Source organism: Neisseria dumasiana, from assembly GCF_022870885.1.
Classification (GTDB): domain Bacteria; phylum Pseudomonadota; class Gammaproteobacteria; order Burkholderiales; family Neisseriaceae; genus Neisseria; species Neisseria dumasiana.
The window spans coordinates 1,275,017-1,295,357 of record NZ_CP091509.1; the positions used below are offsets into that span (position 1 = coordinate 1,275,017).

Here is a 20,341-nt window from a genome sequence, read left to right on the forward strand (position 1 = left end):
GTTGCACTTCAAATTTGAATCCGCTGGCCTCTGTTGGTTTGATGTGCCGAAAACCGCTTTGTTCAAGCATCATGTCGGCATGATTAAGTTTGTTTTATTGTTGTTCTAATGATTTTCTTGTAGGGCATACCGATAGGCATAAGCATACATCGATCCCACAAATACCGCTCCGCCGATGGCATTGCCTATATATACCGACAACATGTTCCAGCCGAACTGCGCCCATGAAATTTCCGCCCCGGCCCAGATGGCCGCGGGAATCACAAACATATTCGCTACAACATGTTGAAAGCCGACCAACACGAAAATCATCACCGGAAACCAAATACCCAATACCTTGCCCGAAATACTGTGCGCTCCGTAACACAGCCATACGCCCATGCACACCATCCAGTTACATCCTATTCCCGACACCCGCGCACGGCCGAAATCGGCATTGACTTTGCCTTCGGCCACCGCAATGGTTTTAGGCAGGATATCGCCTTCGGTCAGTCCGACATAATGCCCGAAAAACCAAGCAACAAATAAAGCCCCAAGCAAGTTGGCCAGCGTAACGATCAGCCAGTTGCGCCCCCATTGTGCCCATGAAATTTTTTTACCAGCCAAGCCACGGGCACAACCATCATATTGCCGGTAATCAGTTCGCCGCCGCCGATAAGAATGCACACCAGTCCGATAGGGAACACCGAAGCTCCGATAAAAACGGCCAAGCTGCCCTATTCGTGCGGCACTCCCCCTACCACTCTCAGATAAGCAAATAGCCCAACGAGATAAACATGCCGCCTAAAAAACCGAGAATAGTCAGAAAAAGCGTGCCTGCCTGCACTTTGACCATACCTTTTTCAACCGTTACCTGCAAAATCCGGTCGGGGTAGAGATCGCTCATGATGTTTACCTAATGCGTATTGTGGGATAAGCCAATTATAGTAATTGATGAAACGGTTGCTTTGATTTAACTCATTTTTGTGTAGGATAGTTACAGAATATTGAAGATATCAGGGCGTTTTTATATCGGATTTATGTTGTGCAGATCAAGCGGTTTGAACGTATAGATAAAATTTAGGTTATTGTTTCTAAAAATATTAATTTATTGTTGAATGCCAAACTTGTTTTTGTGTTTTGCCACATATTGTTTGGAATAAAACAACAATATTACAGACTGATTTTGTGAAGCATAACTTGTTTTTAAGTTGATTGATTACACTTGTACTGTCTGCGGTTTGCTGCCTTGTATTAAAAATCAAGTTAACTGACTATATATTATTTTCATATCATTTTCGGCCAAAGGCGGGTTTAAATGTTTCAGACGGCTTCAGATGCGAGCATGATAAATTACCGGTGGGTTTTTAAAGAAATTAACTGATGGAGCAGGTCGGCCAAGCTGTTTGCCTGCATTTTTTGCATCACATTGGCACGGTGGACTTCTATTGTTCGCACGGCAACGTTTAATTCGTCGGCCATCTGTTTATTGGTGTAGCCTTTCACCAGATATGCGGCGATGGCTTGTTCTTTTGTGCTCAAGAGCTTGAAGCGTTGTTTGCTTTGCCATTGGGCGTAGTTGTCGAGTGTTTGCTTGGTGGCAGTGTTTAGGGCGCTTTGGAGGCGGTGGAGCGAAACGGGTTTTTCTAAAAAGTCCACCGCGCCTTGTTGCAGCATATCGACTGCCAGCGGCACGTCGCCGAAAGCGGTCATCACAATCACGGCTAGAGGGCTTTCGCGTTGGATTAAGGCTTGTTGGAGCTGCTGGCCGTTGAGCCACGGCATGTTCCAGTCGGTGAGCACGATACCGGGTTGATCCAGCTCTGCTTGTTCGAGAAATATTTTAGGGTCGCTCCAGAGTGTGGGGCGGTAGTCTAGGCTTTCCAGTAGAAAGCCGCAGGCATCCAGCACGGCTGCGTCGTCGTCGACAACGTGAATGGCAAGTTCAGGCATCGGTGTTCCTTTCGGGTAACGAAATGTCGATTCGGGCGCCGGCGATACCGTTATCACGGTTGTTTAATGTGATGCTGCCGCCGATGCCGCGCAGCAAACGGTCGCAGATGACCAAGCCTAAACCCAAGCCGTCGGCTTTGGTGCTGCGGAACGGAATAAAGGGCTGGGCCAAAATATCTTGGTTAAAACCGCCGGCATCGTCTTCAATACGGATCACCAGTTCTTCGGATTCAGGCCGTCTGAAAACGGTGATGTCGATCCGCTTGGCCTGTTGTTGTTGGCAATTGAGCAGGCAGTTCATCAAAACTTGTTCGACAATGCCGGATACGGTGCAGATGGAAGATTGGCCGCTTTGATTGTGCCAATGCAGTTGCGGCGCGTTTTTTTGGCAGGAAAGCCAGTCGGCACAGTGTTGCAGGATCTCTTCTATATGCGCGTCGGTATAAACGTGTTCGGGCGTTTTGCTCCATTGCCGCAAATTGCGGATGATGCGGCTGCCGCGCTCGGTGGTTTGGATGATGTTGTGCAGGGCTTTGCGTATGGATTCGGGTTGTTTGCCGGCTTCCAATAATTGCAGGCAGGCTTCGGCGTAGTAATGGATGGCGGCCATAGGCTGGTTGAGTTCGTGCGCAAGACCGGCCGCCATTTCGCCGGCGATGTTCATGCGGTCGGCGTGTGCCAGCAGGCGGTCGCGCTCTAATAATTGACGGTAGGCTTGTTCCAGTTTTTTTCTGCGACGGTAGGCCAGCCAGCCCATCCAGCCGTAGTTGATGAGGGAAATCGCCAGCATCGAGGCAATGGCACCGACGAGCATGGTATTTTCAAACAGCCAGTTTCGCCATTGTGTTTGCCAGTTTGAATGAAGCGGATGCCGCCCCAATCCTGCCAAAACCTGTTCGGCTTCTACAAAAGAAACGGGCGGAGACCAAGAAGGCATATCGGATGTTGCGGTGCTGCCGAGCAGCAAGGCCGCGATTTGCGAGGCGGTTTGTTCGGGTACGGAGGGCAGGGCGGCCAGCATCCAATGCGGGAAAACGGGCGTGCCGGAGATGCAGTTGTTAACGATACTGTGCACGGATAAGGGTTTGAAAACATGCTCGGATAAACCTTGCTGCGCGCGCCACTCTTCCATTAAACACAAAGGTGCAATGGCTGCATCGACTTCTTTTTTCTGCAAAGCGGTTAAGGTTTGTTCTACCGGATAACCGGTAAAGACAATCTGATAATCTTTTCCCGAGCGTAAGCCTTTTTTGAGCAGCGCGGATTCTGCCAGCATAAACCCGCCGAACGCCTGAATATCGACGGCGGCGATTTTCAGGCCGCGCAAATCGTTTTCACTGTTTATTCTCGAATCGGCATGTACCCAAATCGTGCTGCCCACTTGCTCCGCCGCTTTCGGCCTATGCCCGCTGGGAAAACGTGCCGTTGCCAGCCAACGCCAGCCCTGCGTGTCGGGCAGGGCGACAAACTGCGCCTGCGGCCCCAATGCGAAATCAATCCGCTGTGAAGACAGCTCTTTCTGCCAATTGTTCAAACTTAAAGGAACGAGCACAAACTGTTCGCCGTTCTGCTTCTTACCCAGCCAATCCAACCACGGCTGCCATTGGTTGCGCGCAACTGCCGCACCTTGCGGTGCCAACACGCCGACATACCATGTTTTCGCCGAAACGCTGGATACGGCCAGCAGGATGATGCAGAAAAACAGCCGGATGCCCATGCTTATCCCTATGTTTTATTGCTTTATGTCAAATATGGTTTTGTTATGTGGTTTTCCACAATAGAGCCGTTATGCCCTGTGGCCGACAATGTGCTCAAGCATAAATAAATATTTCTTATGTATCAAAACACACATTTATTAAACTGTAAATATAACAACGCCCGATAGTGCGCAGAAGGAGCATATATGAAAACCCTTACCAAAACGGCATTGGCGGCGGCGGTATTGCTGGGCATCTCTTACGGAGGTGCCAAATGGCTTGTGCACAGCCGCAGCAGCCAAGATGCCGCGGTTGTTCAGGCAAATAAAGATTTAATCAGGCACGGCGAATACGTTGCCCGTTTGTCGGACTGCTTTGCCTGCCACACCGCACCCAAAGGCAAACCCTATGCGGGCGGTTTGGCGATGCAAACGCCTTTGGGCGCGGTGTACAGCACCAATATCACGCCGGATAAAGAAAGCGGCATCGGCAATTATACTTACGCCCAATTCAAAAACGCCGTGCAACACGGCATCCGTTCAGACGGCACCCCGCTGTATCCGGCCATGCCTTATCCGTCTTATACGATTATGCCCGACGACGATATGCGCGCAATGTATGCTTATTTTATGAACGGCGTGGAGCCGGTATCCCAAAAAAATGCCGACAGCACCCTGCCGCCCGTATTGAATTGGCGCTGGCCTCTCGCTTACTGGCAAGCGATGTTTGCACCGCAGCGGCAGTTTGAAGCCGACCGCCGTTTTGATGCCCGCATCAACCGCGGCAAATATCTGGTCGAAGGCCCCGGACACTGCGGCGCCTGCCATACACCCCGCGGCGTGGCTTATCAGGAAAAAGCCTTGAGCGACGATAAACGCCATTTCTTGAGCGGTGCCGTGATTGACGGTTGGCGCGCGAAAAGCCTGCGCGGCGAAGAACGCGGTTTAGGCACATGGAGCGAAGCCGAGTTGCAGGATTTCTTTGCCAGCGGCCGCACCGATGTTACTGCCGCATTCGGCGCTATGGCCGAAGTGGTGGAACACAGTACCCAATATTGGACGGACGAAGACCTAAAAGCCATGTCGGCTTATTTGAAAACGTTGTCTCCGTCGCCCGATAAAGCACAAGGGCTGCCCAAACGTGAAGACACGACCACAGCCATGCTGAAAAGCGGCAAATACAACAGCCGCGGTGCCATGCTGTATGCCGAACACTGCATCGCCTGCCACCGTGCCGACGGCAACGGCATGGCGCGCATTTTCCCAGCGTTGAATAAAAACAGCGCGGTTTACGCCAACAACGCCCAATCCGTGATTCAAGTGACGCTTGAAGGCGGGCGCACGCCGCACACCAAGCACGACACTATGGCGTTTACCATGCCCGGATTCAGGCACTTGAGCGACGAAGACATCGCCGAAGTCGTGAATTTCGTCCGCAACAGCTGGCACAACCAAGCACCGGAAATCAAAGCGCGCGACGTTGCCGAAATCCGCCGTTTTGTCAACACCAAAGCACCCAACATCGTGCCTCAAACTGTATCGGGAGACCATCATGAATAAAACATTCGCTTTATTGGGCATGACAGTCGGTGCCGCTCTTCTCGGATTGGCAGGCTGCAACGAGAGGCCGTCTGAAAAAACAGCCGAGCATCCCTACACCTATCCGATTGTGACCGGCAAGGGCGACCAGAAAAAAGTAGTCGGCCAATACACCGTACCGACCGACAGCGACATCGAAAAAGAGCCGAATGCCGAGCAAATCCGCTACGGCCAACGCCTGATGAACGAAACCCCGCGCCTGCTTCCCGAGCATGTCGGCAGCAAAATGAATTGCAGCAGCTGCCATATCGCACAAGGCAAAGTGCCGGGCGGCAACCCCTACATCAACACCTACAACCGCTATCCGCGCGTGATGCCCCGCCCCGGCAAAGAAATCGACTTAGTCGACCGCATCAACGGCTGTTTCCAACGCTCCATGAACGGCAAACCGCTGCCGAAAGACAGCGAAGCCATGCAGGCGATGGTGGCCTATATCAAATGGGTCGGACAAGGCGTACCCAAAGGCCAGCAAGTGGATATCGTGAACGCCGTGAAGATAGACACCAACCTCGTGCCCAATCCTGAACGCGGCAAAAAACTGTATGCCCAACATTGCGCCGCATGCCACGGCAGCAACGGCGAAGGTAAGAAAGACGGCACCGGCGTCTATGCCTTCCCGCCGCTGTGGGGCGACGAATCCTTCAATATCGGCGCAGGCATGGCGCGCACCTACAAAGCCGCGGCCTTCATCAAAGCCGCCATGCCAATGGGCGCACAAATGCACGGCATGTGGGGCGAAGGCAAAGTCTTGACCGACCAAGAAGCCGTGGACATCGCCGAATATTTCACCCACCAACCGCGCCCGGACTTTGCCGGCAAGGTTAAAGACTGGCCGAACGGTGACAAACCGAAAGACGCACGGTATTGAGTTAGATATTTCTGAACAACTTGTTTAGTAAACGTACCGCCATGCCCGAGTGAAGTTTTGGGTGTGGCAGTTTGTTTTTGGGGAAGTAGGGTGTTAAAAATCTTTTAAAAGTAGCATGGTTTTAGTTAATCATATATTAAACGTATTAATTTACTCGAAGGTTGGGTAAATATGTGTTTGTATAGTTGATATTTACTGATCATGAGTAGACAATGAAGAAAATGAGCATTAACTAAGTATTTGTAACTGTAGTATAGGGTAAATTACCTTCCCCTGTCATACCGTTAACACATGCGGTAATACCTTAAAGCCATCTATTTTTACTTTAATCATGTGGGGCAGGATGGCAGCTAAGTTGGCAAGGAACTTGAGATAGTTCCTGTTTTTCATGTTAATAGTTAATAAATGAAAGGAAACATCATGCTGGATCCAAAGTGTTTTGCATTGAAATTCATTAGCCAAGCAAATAATAGTACTCCTAAAATTAATGTTACTCGTGATATTCTTGTTTTCGAATATTATAAACCTCTTACTCCAAGCAAAGATGAAATGGGAGGTGCATCTCATGGTTTTAAAGTGTTAATAAAGGAAGGATTTATCCATGAAGATGAAAATGGCTATTTATCTTTGACTGATAAGGGCAAACAAGAATTATCAAACCTTTCTGAAATTTGCTAACAAAACCTTTTCTCTACTTCCACATCAAACGATTAAGACACTTCTACAAAGGTAATTAAATTTTTGGAGAACTTATCTTGCGTAAGTGCCATTAACATTCCAATTAATTAATTCCAATACTGTGCCAGTTATCGTTATCACGCTGGTATGGCAAGCACGGCTTTCGTAAAAGTATTGGCCAGTTTCCTAGCAATTTAGCGTGAGTCGAAGACAAGCAAAGTTTCATTACATACTTACATACTAACTAAAGGCCGACTGAAAAACATTTTCAGTCGGCCTTTAGCCTTCATACGATAAAGCCGAATCGGCAACGGATATTAGTTCGGTGTAATCACTTTCACGCCGTCTTGGGTGCCGAGTACCAAAACATCGGCGGCGTTGTGGCCGAACAAGCCGTTTTCCACCACGCCGGGAATTTTGTTGATTTCGTCTTCCATAGTCACCGGCAGATTGATGTTCAAGCCGTGTACGTCAACGATTTGGTGGCCGTTAAACGTGATGAAGCCCATACGCAGTTCGGGTTGGCCGCCCAAAGCCACCAGTTTGCGCGAAACCATGGAGCGGGCCATCGGAATCACTTCTACTGGCAGCGGGAATTTGCCCAAGCGCGAAACGTATTTGCTTTCGTCGGCGATGCACACGAATTTGTCGGCAATGCTGGCCACGATTTTTTCGTTTAAGTGCGCGCCGCCGCCGCCTTTGATCATTTGGAGCGAGTGGTTGATTTCGTCGGCACCGTCGATATACACGGTAAGATGCGAAACTTCGTTCATTTGCACTTCGGGGATTCCGTAGCGCACCAACAGTTCGGAAGTGGCTTTAGAGGTAGAAACCGCGCCTTTGATTTTTTTGCCGCTGTTACCCAGGGCTTCGATAAACAGGTTAACGGTAGAGCCGGTGCCGATGCCGATATATTCGTTTTCGGGCACGAATTCAACGGCTTTTTCTGCCGCGATGCGTTTCAAATCGTCTTGTGATGCCATGTTTTCTCTCTCCATAAAATAAACGGGAATAAACAAATTGCAAACGGGGGTATAGTAACAGCTTTCTGCGGGATATGCAGTATTCAGACGGCCTGCAACAGCACGGCGGCTTGGGCTTCGATGCCTTCTTGTCTGCCCAGATAGCCCAGTTTTTCGTTGGTTTTGCCTTTGATGTTGACGGCTTGTTCGGGCAATCCCAAATCGGCGGCGATATTGTCGCGCATGGCGGGGATGTGGGGGGCGAGTTTGGGCTGCTGGGCGATGATGGTGGTATCGACATTCACCACGCGCCAACCTGCTGCCTGTACGCTTTTATAGGCTTCGCGCAGCAGTACGCGGCTGTCGGCATCTTTGAATTCGGCGGCGGTGTCGGGAAAATGGCTGCCGATATCGCCCAAACCTGCCGCGCCCAACAGGGCATCGGTTAGGGCGTGTAGCAGGGCGTCGGCGTCGGAATGGCCGAGCAGACCTTTGTGGAAGGGAATGGTCACGCCGCCGAGAATCAGCGGGCGGCCTTCAACGAGTTGGTGAACGTCATAACCTTGTCCTACACGGATATTCATAATGGTCCTTCAAAAACGGAATAATGATTTTGGCAAAGCGTTTAGGTTCGCTTTCAGACGGCCTTCCGGCAGGCTGTTAATTCAATCTGTCGCGAGGCCGTCTGAACAGGGATAAATGGGAGTTTGCCGGTTAGTTATGTGGTGTTTTCCGCTTTGCTCTGCTGCGGTCAGGTCGGTATTGTACACAAAAAGGTTTGAGGCCGTCTGAATATGCTTAACCATACACTCAAAGCGGGTTTTTAAAGTATCGGAACGTTTGCAATAAAAAAAGACCGACTCCTATTGTTGAGTGGGAGTCGGTCTTTGCAAGCCGCTTGATTAAACTGCCGCATTTGCGGCGATCAATTTATTTTCAGACGGCCTGTTTGGTTTTTGAGCGGTGCCAAATCACACCACCACTTCTTCTTTTTGTTTTTGTTGTTTGGCTAAATTGTCACGGTTAAGGCCGAACATCAGCAGCAACGGGCTGGCCACCAATACCGAAGAATAAATGCCGAATACGATACCGATGGTTAAAGCCAAAGAGAAGCCGTGCAAAGCTGCGCCGCCGAAAATCAACATGGAAAGCACCATGGCTTCGGTAGAACCGTGCGTAATAGCGGTGCGGCTCATGGTTGCGGTAATCGCATTGTCGATGATTTGCGGAACGGTTTTATTGCGCATGTGAGGCTTGCGGAAGTTTTCGCGGATACGGTCGAATACCACAACCGATTCGTTCACCGAGTAGCCCAATACGGCCAGAATACCGGCAAGCACGGTGAGGGAAAACTCCCATTGGAACAGGGAGAAAAATCCCAAAATAATGATAACGTCGTGCATATTGGCAATAATCGCCGCTACCGCAAAGCGCCATTCGAAACGCACGGAGAGGTAAATAATGATGCCGACAATCACCATACCCAATGCCAGCAGGCCGTTATTGACCAACTCTTCGCCCACTTGCGGGCCGATAAATTCGACTTGGCGCAGCGTAATCGTATCCGAGCTATCCTGTTTCAATAAATCCATTACATTGTTGGAGAGCTGTGCCGAAGGCACGCCTTCTTTGTTGGGCAGGCGGATCATAATGTGTTTGTTGGTGCCGAGTGCCTGCACTTGAATGTCGCCGAGCTTGAGCGTATCAAGGCGTTGGCGAACCTTGTTGACATCGGCACCTTGCTGGTATTGAACTTCCATTACCGTACCGCCGGTAAATTCCACTGAAAAATTCAAACCTTTGGTAACAAGAAAAAATACGGCAGCAATAAAGGTAACCAACGAGATAAAAGTCGTCAGCTTGCCGTAACTCATAAACGGAATATCGCGTTTGATTTTAAATAATTCCATATTGTTTACTCCTTAGCGGCCGTTTCAGTATTGGGTTTCCATACGGAACCGATGGAAATGTGTTGCAGTTTGCGGCGGCCGCCATACCAAAGGTTAACCATCGCACGGGATACGACAACCGAGGAATACATCGACGTAAGAATGCCCAAGCAGTGCACCACGGCAAAGCCGCGAACAGGCCCCGAGCCGAAAATCAGCAGGGCGATACCGGCAATTAACGAAGTGATATTGGAATCGACAATCGTTGCCCAAGCGTGTTGGTAGCCTAAATTGATGGCCTGTTGGGGCGGCACGCCTGCACGCAGCTCCTCACGGATACGTTCGTTAATCAATACGTTGGAGTCGATCGCCATACCGAGGGTTAAGGCCAAGGCTGCAATGCCCGGTAGGGTTAAAGTGGCTTGGAGAGCCGATAAAATGGCAATCAGGAACAAAATATTGCTGGAAAGTGCGATAACGGAGAACACACCGAACAAGCGGTAGTAGAGAATCATAAACACTGCAACGGCTGCAAAACCCCACAAGGTCGAATTAAAGCCTTTTTCAATGTTTTCTTTACCCAAAGAGGGGCCGATGGTGCGTTCTTCTACGATTTCCATAGGTGCGGCCAAAGAGCCGGCGCGCAGCAGAAGAGAGGTGTCGTTGGCTTCGGCCGTCGACATGCTGCCGGAAATCTGTACGCGGCCTCCCGTAATGGCGGAGCGGATAACGGGCGCGGTAACCACTTCGGCTTTGCCTTGGTCAATCAAAACCATTGCCATGCGTTTGTTTACGTTTTGCGCGGTTAAATCTGCAAAAATGCTGCCGCCTGCGCTGTCCAAATTGATGTTGACGGCAGGTGCGCCTTTATCGTCGAAGCCGGGTTGGGCATCGTTGATGTTGTCACCCGTAAGCTCTACCTGTTTGTTCACAAGAGTAGGCTGGGGGTGTTCGCCGGCGGTGTAAAGCAATTCGTAGCCGCTCGGCACGTTGCCCGATAAGGCCGCCTGAACTTGCGCCGGATCATCGGAAACCATACGTACTTCCAAAGTAGCGGTACGGCCGATAATGTCTTTGGCTTTGGCGGTATCCTGAACGCCGGGCAGCTGTACTACGATGCGCTCGGCACCTGCCTGTTGGATAACAGGCTCGGCCACACCCAGTTCGTTTACGCGGTTGTGCAAAGTGGCGATATTTTGCTTGAGTGCGTCGGTGCGTACTTTGTTTACTGCTTCTTCTGAAAGGGTAAGTACCAGTTCGTTACCTTGGGGAGTCAGCGTGGCTTCAGGAAAAAAGCTTTGCAGTTGGGCGAGTGCTTTTTGCAGATCTGAAGCATCTTGAAACGGTACGGTCAGGCTGTTTTCAACTTGGCGGATGGTGCCGGTGCGGATTTTTTGACGGCGCAGTTCGCGGCGGATGTCGCCGGCGTAGCGGTCAAAGGTTTTTTGCATGGCGGCTTTCATATCCACCTGCATGGTGAAATGCACACCGCCGCGCAAATCCAAGCCCAAAAACATGGGATTGGCATTGATTTTAGACATCCATTCGGGGCTGTCGGCCAACAGGTTGAGTGCGGTGATATAACCGTCGCCCAATGTTTTTTCAATCACATCGCGTGCTTTGAGCTGGGTTTCGGTGTCTTTAAAACGTACTTTCAGTGAGTTTCCCGCAATAAACATTCCGTCGGTAGCAATGTTGGCCGTCTGAAGGGCGGAGGCTACGCGTGCTTCGGTTTGCTCGTTGATAACGATAGACTGGCGGTTGGTTGAGATTTGCACTGCGGGCGTTTCGCCAAACAGATTGGGCAAGGTGTAAACAATGCCCAAAATAATGGTGAAGGCAATCAGCAGGTATTTCCAAAGCGGATAACGGTTCATGATTAAACCTTTATTTTATAAATACAAACAGCCGCAGCAGGATGCGGCGGCTCTTGGGGCTGAATAAATTAGGCTACTTTGCTGGCAACGGCGTTGCGTTCTACTTCTACTTCTACGCCGCGGGCGATTTCAACAGTGAAAAACTGCTCGCCCACTCTTTTTACCGTGCCTTTGAAGCCGGAGGCCAACAACACTTTATCACCCACTTTCAATTCTGCAATCATGGCTTGATGGGCCTTAAATTTCTTTTGCTGCGGGCGCATGATTAAGAAGTAAAACACCACGATAATCAGAATCAACGGTGCAAACTGCATTAAAACGCTGGGTTGTGCGGCATCGGCGGCATAAGCGAAATCGATCATAGTTTTCCATTCCTTTTTTGATGGGGCGGCAAATGATTTGGATTGCCGTCTGAAATAAGCTATTCTAAAGGGCAGGGCGGATTTTTCCAAGAAATTTCCGTATCGGTTAACCATATTTAGCATAAGCCGTTTAAATATAGCGGCTTTCGGGGTGTGCAAATCTGAAGATGGGCACAGAAAACGGCAATGAACAAAGTAGTGCGCTATATGCGTTTGCAGTTACGCCGCCTGCTCGGGCGGCAGGCAAGAGCGGCTTGGATAAGCCATCCTGTGTTTTTACGTTACGGGTGCGGAAAGGGGCATCCTGAATCAGCGGATCGGATTAAAGCGATTGAAGCAGAAGTAAAAAAGCAGGGGTTTTGGGATGTGTTCCGGCATGCTGATGCGTGTGAGGTATCCGACAGCCAGCTGGCTTTGGTGCATCCGCGCAAATATCTGCGTTTTTTGGAATCGGTACAGCCGCAACCGGGCAAAATCTACCGCATTGATGATGATACGGTGATGGGCAGTGAATCGCTGGCTGCGGCACGTTATGCGGCCGGTGCGGTGGTTTCGGCGGTGGAAATGGTGATGAAGGGGGATGCTTACCATGCTTTTTGTGCCATCCGCCCGCCGGGGCATCATGCCAAAAGCGATCAGGCAGGGGGGTTTTGCCTGATCAACAATGTTGCCGTAGGCGTGATGCATGCGATTGCGCGTTTTCGGGTGCAAAGGGTGGCGGTTATTGATTTCGACGTTCATCACGGCGACGGAACGGCAGAAATTTTTAAAGACGACCCCCGCGTTCTTTTTCTCAATAGCTATGAGCAGGATTTGTTTCCGTTTCCCCAACAGCAGGATACGGAAAAAGCTTCGGTTTACGCCGTTAACCTTGCCTTTGCGCCAAACAGCGGCAGCCGTGATTTTAGAGAAGCCGTGCGCGAACAATGGTTGCCCAAGCTGTCGGCTTTCAAGCCCGAGCTGGTTTTACTCTCAGCCGGATTTGACGGACACAAATCAGACGAAACAGGCCGTCTGAATCTTCATGAGGCCGATTATGCTTGGTTAACGCACAAGATTATTCAGACGGCCTCAAGCTGCAAAGGTAAAATCGTTTCTGTTTTGGAAGGCGGCTATACTTTGGAGAGTTTGGCAAAATCATCCGCCGCGCATGTGTATGTTTTGGCCGGTCTCGGCAAACCGGAATGCGCTGTGATTTATGATAAGTTTTTGAAGATGGAAACAGGGTTGCAAAGGTAAAACCCTGCAATCTGCGCAGGTGGCGGATTGCAGGGTTTTTCAGACGGCCTTATGGGTTAGGGCGACAATCTTTCTTTCAGCCATGTTCCGTTTTCCAGCCGGTATTGGATGCGGTCGTGCAGACGACTGGGGCGGCCTTGCCAAAATTCGACACGGTCGGGAATCACCACATAACCTCCCCAATGCGGGGGTCTCGGCACATGCAGCGGGTGTTTTACGCCAACGGCTGCCGCGCGTGCAACCAAAATCGATTTGCCTGAAATCACTTGGCTTTGTTCGCTTGCCCATGCGCCGATGCGGCTGGTGTAGGGTCTGCTTTCAAAATATTCGTCGGATGCGGCGGCATCCAATTGCTCGACCCGGCCTTCAATGCGCACTTGGCGTTCCAGTTCGGGCCAAAAGAAAGTGAGTGCGGCAAAAGGGTTGGCTTCGAGTGCCCTTCCTTTTCTGCTGCGGTAATTGGTAAAAAATACAAAACCTTCGGCGTTCACTTCTTTTAACAGCACCTGTCTGCTCTGCGGCCTGCCGTCTGAACCGACGGTGGCGATATTCATGGCGGTGGGTTCGTTGGCTTCGGCTTTTATGGCTTCGTTCAGCCAGCGTTCAAATTGTGCAAGAGGGCTGGCATCGCAATCGGTTTCGGAAAGCTCTTGTTTGCTGTAATCTTCACGGATATGGTGTAAGTCCATCTTTTGGTCTGCTTAAAATATGGTTTACGGATAAAGATTAGATGAGGCCGTCTGAAAAAAATTCAGACGGCCTGTATCTTTGTTTATTGCGGTTGCACGATAAACGGCATATCGACTTTTTCCCATTGCTCGCTTTCGTAGTCCAACGCGCCGGCAATCAGGGGATGTTCGTCGAGCCATTGTTTGTTGATGCGCAGGATGAAGCCTTTGCCGTTATCGTTGCTGCGCAATTGGGTGTGCAGCGGCAGTTCGAGCGGCAGCCGGTTGCGGCAGAACAATGCGCCTAAGCGCAGCGATAAAATGGCAAACCACATCATTTTGTCTTCCACCAAAGGAATCATCTTACGCACGTCGCCGCGGTGGCCGAGCACCAGCAGCGACAAAATATTCTGTTCTTTGCGCGAAAAACCGGGCATATCGGCATTTTCGAGAATGTAGGCAGAATGTTTGTGGTAGCCGGTATGGGCAATATCTATGCCGATTTCGTGAAGCATGCCCGCCCAGTTGATGTATTGTTTCCAATATGCCAATTCCTGTACGGGGGTGTTTTGGGTGTGGCAGATGCTTTCCATGATTTTCTGTGCCGCCGCAGCAACGCGCGAAGCTTGGTTTTTGCTGACATGGTAGCGTTTTTGGAACTCGGCCGTGGTTTGATCGCGCATGTCTTCGTTTAACTGGCGGCCGATCAAATCGTAAAACACACCGTCGCGCAAAGCTGCTTCGGTTACGGTCATTTTTTCGATACCGAGTTCTTCAAAAGCTGCCATCATAACGGCGAGTCCGCCGGCAAAAACTTCTACGCGCTCGGGCTTCATGCCCTCGAAGCGTGCTTTTTTCACACTGCCCGCGCTCACGATTCTATCAGCCAGCTTTTTCATGCCCGCGTAGGTAATATCGGCTTCTTGAGGGTTTTCGGCCGCAATAACATCGCGGATAGACTTGGCGGAACCGGATGTGCCGACGGCAAAATCCCAGCCGGTGCGTTTCATCAACTTGCTGATACGTTGGATTTCGTTGCGGGCGGCGGTAATGGCCGCCTGAAAGTCTTTGTGGCTGATTTTGTTTTGGAAAAAACGTATGCTGTAAGTGACGCAGCCCAAGGCCAAACTTTCGGTAAGCGTGGGTTGCAAATCGGAGCCGATTACAAATTCTGTCGAACCGCCGCCGATATCGATTACCAGCATTTTGTCGCCGTTGGGCGGTAAGGTGTGTACCACGCCGGTGTAAATCAAGCGGGCTTCTTCACGTCCGGCAATCACTTCGATGGGAAAGCCCAATGCGGCCTCTGCTTTGGGAATAAAGGCATCAATGTTTTTGGCCACGCGGAAAGTGTTGGTTGCCACGGCACGCACCTGTTCCGGTTCGAAACCTTTTAAACGCTCGCCGAATTTTGCCAAGCATTCCAAAGCGCGTTCCTGAGAAGCTTGGTCGAGATTTTTCTGGCTGTCTAAGCCTGCGGCAAAGCGAACCATTTGTTTCAATGAATCAATTACTTTGAGCTGGCCGTTGTTGATTTCGCAGATTTGCAGGCGGAAGCTGTTGGAGCCTAAGTCCACCGAGGCGAGTACATTGGGGGTGGTCATATCGGAAGAAAAGGGTAGAAAGATTAAGAAGTGCAAATGTTACCGTGTGCAACTTGGGCTGTCATCTGTGTATCAAATAAGTATTTGTAACTTATTAATTAAATTATAAGTGCATGGTTTGATTTGCTTGGTTTTGCTTTTAAAACGCCGTAGTAGTGAAAGTTAAGACGATTGACTGCGGCGCTTATTTTGCAGATGTAGTGCCTTGTAAAAAAGCACATGAACCCCATTTTTGTTTCCATTCACTTACTTCAACGAGCGATAACATGAATCTCTCAGACCATTTTCTGGTAGCCATGCCGTCAATGGACGATCCGTTTTTTGAAGGCAGCGTTGTGTATTTGTGCCAGCATAACGAAGAAGGCGCAATGGGCATTGTCATCAACAAACCTTCTCCGGTAACGATGGATCTGATTTTTGCCGCCGCCGATACCAATATTCCCGAGCGTTTTCAAAACGAATGGGTAATGATGGGCGGGCCGGTGCAAATCGACCGCGGCTATGTGGTGCACACTCCGGTAGGCAATTGGCAAAACAGCCTGATTGTGAATAATCAGGTTGCCCTCACTACTTCCCGCGACATCATCGAAAACCTTGCACAGCCCGATGCTGTGGACAAAGCTGTGGTAAGCATAGGCTATGCCAGCTGGGAAGCAGGCCAACTGGAGCAAGAACTGGCGGAAAACGCATGGCTGACCGTTCCGGCAGATACCCGTATTCTGTTTGACCTGCCGTATGCCGAACGCTATGAAGCCGCATTCGCCAAAGTAGGCATTAATCCTAATTTGATCATGAACGGTGCCGGTCATGCTTAAAGCGCCGAACGGCACAACGCTGGCGTTTGATTTCGGCGAAACGCGCATCGGTGTGGCAGAGGGAGATGCCGAAGTCGGTACTGCGCACCCGATCAGCACGGTTACGGGGGAAAGCAATGATGCCAAGTTCGCTGCCATTGCCAAGCTGATTAAAGAATGGCAGCCCAAGCATTTGGTGGTCGGGCTGCCTGTTTATACCGACGGCACCGAACACGAGCTTACCCGCCTGAGCCGTAAATTCGGCCGCAGATTGCACGGGCGCTTCAATTTGCCTGTTTATTGGGTGGACGAGCGCATGTCGTCGCTCTATGCCGAAAGCCTGTTGGCCGAAGCGCAGGTGTTCGGCAGAAAACAGAAACAAGTGCTTGACCAAGTGGCGGCGCAAGCCATTTTGCAGGGCTTTTTCGAAGGTGGGGCGGTGGAATACTTTAATGGGCAGGAAGAAGGCACAGAGGCCGTCTGAAAACGGGTTTATGTTATTTTTCAGACGGCTTGTGTGAAATCGAATAAAGCAACATCTTCTTGGCCCATAATTTGCTACACTTATTTTTTATTCCAACACAAGAAAGAACACATCATGGCTTTAATGGATTCATTGATTAATGCGGCCGCATCGGCCATCGGCGGCAGCAACCAGCAAAATACCGCCGTTCAAATGGCTTTGGATTTGGTGCGTCAAAGCGGCGGCGTCGGCAACCTGATTAACCAGTTGCAGCAGGGCGGTTTGGGCAGCGCATTGGAAAGCTGGATTTCCAACGGAAGCAATGAAAGCGTATCAGGCAACGACCTGCAATCTGCTTTAGGCAGCGGGCTGATTGAGCAAATTGCTTCGAAATTCGGCATGAACGGCAGCCAAGCCAGCGATTTGTTGGCGCAATATTTGCCGAATTTGGTTGACAGTGCCACGCCCAACGGTTCTGCCCAAGATGCCGACGGCTTTGGTTTGGATGATTTGGCTGCTTTGGTGTTGAAAAATTTGATTAAATAATTCCAATGATAAAGCTGATTGTCGGCCGGCAATGAACTTTAAATTTAAAATTGTAAAAATCCGGATCGGCTCGGATGATTGGGCGGATTTCATTAAAAAACACTTGGTGTCGATAACCAAGTGTTTTTTATTAGTAGTTTAATGGATAGTTATTCAATTTTCCGAAACGGCTGATCACACTTGCTTCGTTTAAACGGTTGGTTACAGTCAATCAGCTTAATTTTGATGTAAGGCAGCAAGCCGCATGGAGTAAAGGTGCAGCAACGTCGCGGCAAAATTTAAGTTGATTGACGATACACAAAAAGCGTGTTCAGACGGCCTATATAACTGGTTTTCCAGTTTTCTAATAGCACAGCTTAAATCATGGCACACGCTAGAATATTCCGGTTGCTTTGCTATACAATAAACGCTTTCTTTTTTCTGATGATGAAAATACGATGACCACACCTGCTATCGAACACGTTCAAGCCATTGCTTTTGATTTGGACGGCACGCTTTGCGATTCCGTGCCGGATTTGGCCGCAGCCGCCAATGCTACCCGCGAGCATATGGGCCTGCAGCCCTTACCCGTTGACGTAGTAGAAAGCTATGTAGGCGACGGCTTGGCAAACCTTGTTCACCGGGTACTGACAGATAGCCGCGACGGCATGGCGGAGCAGGAAGAATGGGAAAAAGCGTTTACTTTTTACATCCGCTATTACCGCGACCATTTAAGCGACCATACCCGCGCGTATCCGGAAACCGAGGCCGGACTGGGTTTGCTCAAAACTTTAGGTATTCCGTTAGTGGTTATTACCAATAAAAACGAAATTCTGGCGGCAGAGTTGCTGAAACAGCTCGGTCTTGCTGATTATTTCAGCCTGATCTTAGGCGGCGACAGCTTGCCCGAGAAAAAACCCAGCCCCATGCCTTTGCTGCATGCCGCCGAAGTGCTCAACATTGACCCGGCCAATATGATGATGGTGGGCGATTCGCAGAATGATATTCTGGCCGCCAAAGCGGCGGGCTGCTTGAGTGTGGGCGTTACGTTTGGCTACGGCGATATGACCATGCTGTCGCAAGAAGCTGCCACCAAGCCCGACTGGATTATCGGCTCGCTGCCTGAAATTTTTGAAAACCTGCAACCGCAGAAAGAACAAGAAGAAGCATAATACTGAGGCCGTCTGAAAACTGTTCAGACGGCCTCATCCGTATATTCCCGTTTCCCACGAAACACGATGCCGATGAAACCGCAAAAATCCCTACGCGCCCGAGCTTTAGATATACTTGCGCGACAAGAAATCAGTCGCGCCGAACTCAAGCGCAAGCTTGCGCCGTATGCCGAGCATGAAGACGAGTTGGACGAGCTTTTGGACGAATTTGCCGATCGCCATTGGCAATCAGACCAACGCTTTGCAGAAGCCTATATCCACAGCAAAAGCAGACAACACGGTACACTGCGTTTGAAACAAGCATTGCAAGCCAAAGGCGTGGATGAAGAAACCGTGCGTGAATTTCTGCCTTCGCGCGAAAGCGAGTTGGATACCGCAATGGCTGTGTTAAAGAAGAAATTCAAACAACCTGCCGCAGATATGAAAGAAAAACAAAAGCAGATCCGTTTCCTCGCTTATCGGGGTTTTGATATGGATACGATTCAGACGGCCTTGAAAAACTGCCGTTATGACGATGAATAAAAAAACCTTTGCCAACCCGAGATAGAGTTATGCAAAGGTTTTAATGCCTGTTTCCCTGCTTGAAACATAAGCGGGCAAACAGGTTTTTTATTTCCGTTAACCGTAACGGCGTTGGAACTCTTTCATAAAGTCAATCAGCGCTTCCACGCCTTGCAGGGTCATGGCGTTGTAGATGCTGGCGCGCATACCGCCCATCGATTTATAGCCGCGCAGCAGTTGCAGGCCGCGGGTGGTGGATTCTTGGGCGAAGAGTTCGTCTAAATCTTTATCGCCGGTGGTGAAAATCACGTTCATTTTAGAGCGTGCGCCGGGATGGACATTGTTGATATAGAAGCCGCCGCTGTTGTCGATGGCTTCGTAAAGCGTTTTGGCTTTCAATGTGTTGATGGTTTCCATCTGTGCCACGCCGCCTTGCGATTGCAACCAGCGGAACACCAGCCCGGAAATATAAATCGGATAAGTGGCCGGCGTGTTGTACATACCTTGTTTTTCGATGTGCGATTTGTAGTTCCACACATCAGGAATGCGGTCGGAACAGCGTTCCAGCAGGTCTTCGCGGATAATCACGATGGTTGCGCCCGACGGGCCGATATTTTTCTGAGCGCCCGCATAAATCACGCCGAAATCGCTTACGTTGATTTTTCGCGAAAGAATTTCGCTCGACATATCGCAAATCAAAGGCGGCATGCCGTCTTCCAGTTTAGGCACTTCGCGGTATTGCAGGCCGTGTACGGTTTCGTTGATCACAAAATGTACAAACGCGGAGTTTTTATCGATATCCCAAGAGCTGACGGGCGGCAGATTGGTGTAGTTGAACTGTTTGCCGCCGTCGGCAGCCAAGTGGATTTCGGCATCGGAAAGTTTACCCATTTGAGAGTGGGCAATCGCCGACCAGTTGCCGGTTACCACAGAATCAACCCGTTTGAAACCGTTGGCGAAATTCATCACCACCATATTGAATTGCGAACTTGCTCCGCCTTGCAAAAACAGAACCTTATAGTTGTCGGGTATATCCATCAGCTGGCGCAAATCCTGCTCGGCGTGATAGAGAATGCTCATAAATACGTCGGAGCGGTGGCTCATGGTCATAACAGAAAAGCCCGTTCCGTTGTAGTCGAACATTTCGCTTTGAGCGGTGCGCAATACGGATTCGGGCAAGATGGCAGGGCCGGCTGAAAAATTGTAAATCGGTGTGGGTAGCATGGTGGTTGTGCCTTTTAATCGAAACAAACCCTGTTTGCAGGGCGGTGTTGTTTGAAAAACATACATAAGTTAACGCTGGATTCTAGTCCCGCCACTTGCTTTCCGCAAGGCACAAAACCACTTTTTTGAAGATATTTTTCAGACGGCCTTGTAGTGGATATTTTTAAAAATGATGTATTTCAGGTGATTTCAAATTAATTTTAACTGCCATATTCATTTATTTTAGTGATAAACCCTAGTTTAATGGCTATGGCTGTGTTTTGCTCATGTTGGATCCAACCGTCAAAC

At 49.9% G+C, this 20,341-nt stretch carries 20 protein-coding genes and 1 pseudogene; 9 read left to right on the top strand and 12 right to left on the bottom strand.

The window, feature by feature from the left end; genetic code table 11:
* Positions 1–105 precede the first annotated feature (105 nt).
* The 4 genes and pseudogenes from LVJ88_RS05775 to LVJ88_RS05790 form a co-directional block, all read right to left on the bottom strand.
* A pseudogene (locus LVJ88_RS05775) lies at positions 106–686 on the bottom strand (formate/nitrite transporter family protein).
* Between the two features lie 59 nt (positions 687–745).
* Positions 746–886 (bottom strand): hypothetical protein, encoded by a 141-nt coding sequence (locus tag LVJ88_RS05780; protein ID WP_233127574.1) that lies wholly within the window; start codon positions 884–886, stop codon positions 746–748.
* 446 nt (positions 887–1,332) lie between these two features.
* Entirely contained in the window at positions 1,333–1,932 is a 600-nt protein-coding gene (locus LVJ88_RS05785) for a response regulator (RefSeq protein ID WP_085418405.1), read from the bottom strand.
* Positions 1,925–3,649 (bottom strand): sensor histidine kinase, encoded by a 1,725-nt coding sequence (locus LVJ88_RS05790; protein WP_085418406.1) that lies wholly within the window; start codon positions 3,647–3,649, stop codon positions 1,925–1,927. The genes LVJ88_RS05785 and LVJ88_RS05790 overlap by 8 nt, the downstream gene beginning before the upstream one ends.
* Before the next feature lie 186 nt (positions 3,650–3,835).
* Here LVJ88_RS05790 and LVJ88_RS05795 point away from each other — a divergent pair, with 186 nt between their 5' ends.
* The 3 genes from LVJ88_RS05795 (at position 3,836) to LVJ88_RS05805 (ending at position 6,773) form a co-directional block, all read left to right on the top strand.
* Positions 3,836–5,188, top strand: a complete 1,353-nt coding sequence (locus LVJ88_RS05795) for a cytochrome c (RefSeq protein ID WP_085418407.1) — start codon at positions 3,836–3,838, stop codon at positions 5,186–5,188.
* Entirely contained in the window at positions 5,181–6,095 is a 915-nt protein-coding gene (locus LVJ88_RS05800) for a c-type cytochrome (RefSeq protein ID WP_085418408.1), read from the top strand. The genes LVJ88_RS05795 and LVJ88_RS05800 overlap by 8 nt, the downstream gene beginning before the upstream one ends.
* Positions 6,096–6,515: 420 nt before the next feature.
* A complete protein-coding gene (locus LVJ88_RS05805) occupies positions 6,516–6,773 on the top strand; it encodes a hypothetical protein (RefSeq protein ID WP_085418409.1) in 258 nt (85 codons plus the stop codon).
* A 317-nt stretch (positions 6,774–7,090) separates the two neighbouring features.
* Here the strand turns inward: LVJ88_RS05805 and rpiA are convergent, their stop codons facing one another.
* The 5 genes from rpiA to yajC form a co-directional block, all read right to left on the bottom strand.
* On the bottom strand, positions 7,091–7,756 hold the full coding sequence (gene rpiA / locus LVJ88_RS05810; protein WP_085418428.1) for a ribose-5-phosphate isomerase RpiA: 666 nt from the start codon (positions 7,754–7,756) through the stop codon (positions 7,091–7,093).
* A gap of 83 nt (positions 7,757–7,839) precedes the next feature.
* Positions 7,840–8,319 (bottom strand): 2-C-methyl-D-erythritol 2,4-cyclodiphosphate synthase, encoded by a 480-nt coding sequence (gene ispF / locus LVJ88_RS05815; RefSeq protein ID WP_085418410.1) that lies wholly within the window; start codon positions 8,317–8,319, stop codon positions 7,840–7,842.
* 387 nt (positions 8,320–8,706) lie between these two features.
* Positions 8,707–9,645: a protein translocase subunit SecF gene (gene secF / locus LVJ88_RS05820; protein ID WP_054600116.1), complete on the bottom strand. Its 939-nt coding sequence runs from the start codon at positions 9,643–9,645 to the stop codon at positions 8,707–8,709.
* A gap of 5 nt (positions 9,646–9,650) precedes the next feature.
* Positions 9,651–11,501: a protein translocase subunit SecD gene (secD, locus tag LVJ88_RS05825; protein WP_054600115.1), complete on the bottom strand. Its 1,851-nt coding sequence runs from the start codon at positions 11,499–11,501 to the stop codon at positions 9,651–9,653.
* A gap of 68 nt (positions 11,502–11,569) precedes the next feature.
* On the bottom strand, positions 11,570–11,863 hold the full coding sequence (gene yajC / locus LVJ88_RS05830) for a preprotein translocase subunit YajC (protein WP_054600114.1): 294 nt from the start codon (positions 11,861–11,863) through the stop codon (positions 11,570–11,572).
* A 186-nt stretch (positions 11,864–12,049) separates the two neighbouring features.
* On the opposite strand from yajC, the gene LVJ88_RS05835 reads away from it, so the two are divergent.
* Entirely contained in the window at positions 12,050–13,102 is a 1,053-nt protein-coding gene (locus tag LVJ88_RS05835) for a histone deacetylase family protein (RefSeq protein WP_085418411.1), read from the top strand.
* A gap of 56 nt (positions 13,103–13,158) precedes the next feature.
* Here LVJ88_RS05835 and pdxH read toward each other — a convergent pair whose 3' ends face one another.
* Positions 13,159–13,791, bottom strand: a complete 633-nt coding sequence (pdxH, locus tag LVJ88_RS05840; RefSeq protein WP_085418412.1) for a pyridoxamine 5'-phosphate oxidase — start codon at positions 13,789–13,791, stop codon at positions 13,159–13,161.
* An 83-nt stretch (positions 13,792–13,874) separates the two neighbouring features.
* Positions 13,875–15,374 carry an exopolyphosphatase gene (gene ppx, locus LVJ88_RS05845; protein ID WP_085418413.1) on the bottom strand — a complete coding sequence of 500 codons (1,500 nt, stop codon included), beginning with the start codon at positions 15,372–15,374 and terminating at the stop codon, positions 13,875–13,877.
* Positions 15,375–15,640: 266 nt separating this feature from the next.
* On the opposite strand from ppx, the gene LVJ88_RS05850 reads away from it, so the two are divergent.
* The 5 genes from LVJ88_RS05850 to recX all read left to right on the top strand — a co-directional run bounded on the left by LVJ88_RS05850 (position 15,641) and on the right by recX (position 18,850).
* A complete protein-coding gene (locus tag LVJ88_RS05850; protein WP_054600110.1) occupies positions 15,641–16,189 on the top strand; it encodes a YqgE/AlgH family protein in 549 nt (182 codons plus the stop codon).
* On the top strand, positions 16,182–16,652 hold the full coding sequence (gene ruvX, locus LVJ88_RS05855; protein WP_085418414.1) for a Holliday junction resolvase RuvX: 471 nt from the start codon (positions 16,182–16,184) through the stop codon (positions 16,650–16,652). The genes LVJ88_RS05850 and ruvX overlap by 8 nt, the downstream gene beginning before the upstream one ends.
* Positions 16,653–16,766: 114 nt before the next feature.
* Positions 16,767–17,177, top strand: coding sequence for a YidB family protein (locus LVJ88_RS05860; protein WP_054600108.1), 411 nt, complete (start codon positions 16,767–16,769; stop codon positions 17,175–17,177).
* A 437-nt stretch (positions 17,178–17,614) separates the two neighbouring features.
* Positions 17,615–18,328 (top strand): phosphoglycolate phosphatase, encoded by a 714-nt coding sequence (locus LVJ88_RS05865; protein WP_085418415.1) that lies wholly within the window; start codon positions 17,615–17,617, stop codon positions 18,326–18,328.
* A 72-nt stretch (positions 18,329–18,400) separates the two neighbouring features.
* A complete protein-coding gene (gene recX, locus LVJ88_RS05870) occupies positions 18,401–18,850 on the top strand; it encodes a recombination regulator RecX (RefSeq protein WP_085356160.1) in 450 nt (149 codons plus the stop codon).
* Positions 18,851–18,946: 96 nt separating this feature from the next.
* Here recX and serC read toward each other — a convergent pair whose 3' ends face one another.
* Complete coding sequence (gene serC, locus LVJ88_RS05875; RefSeq protein WP_085359108.1) at positions 18,947–20,053, bottom strand: phosphoserine transaminase; 1,107 nt, start codon at positions 20,051–20,053, stop codon at positions 18,947–18,949.
* Positions 20,054–20,341 lie beyond the last annotated feature (288 nt).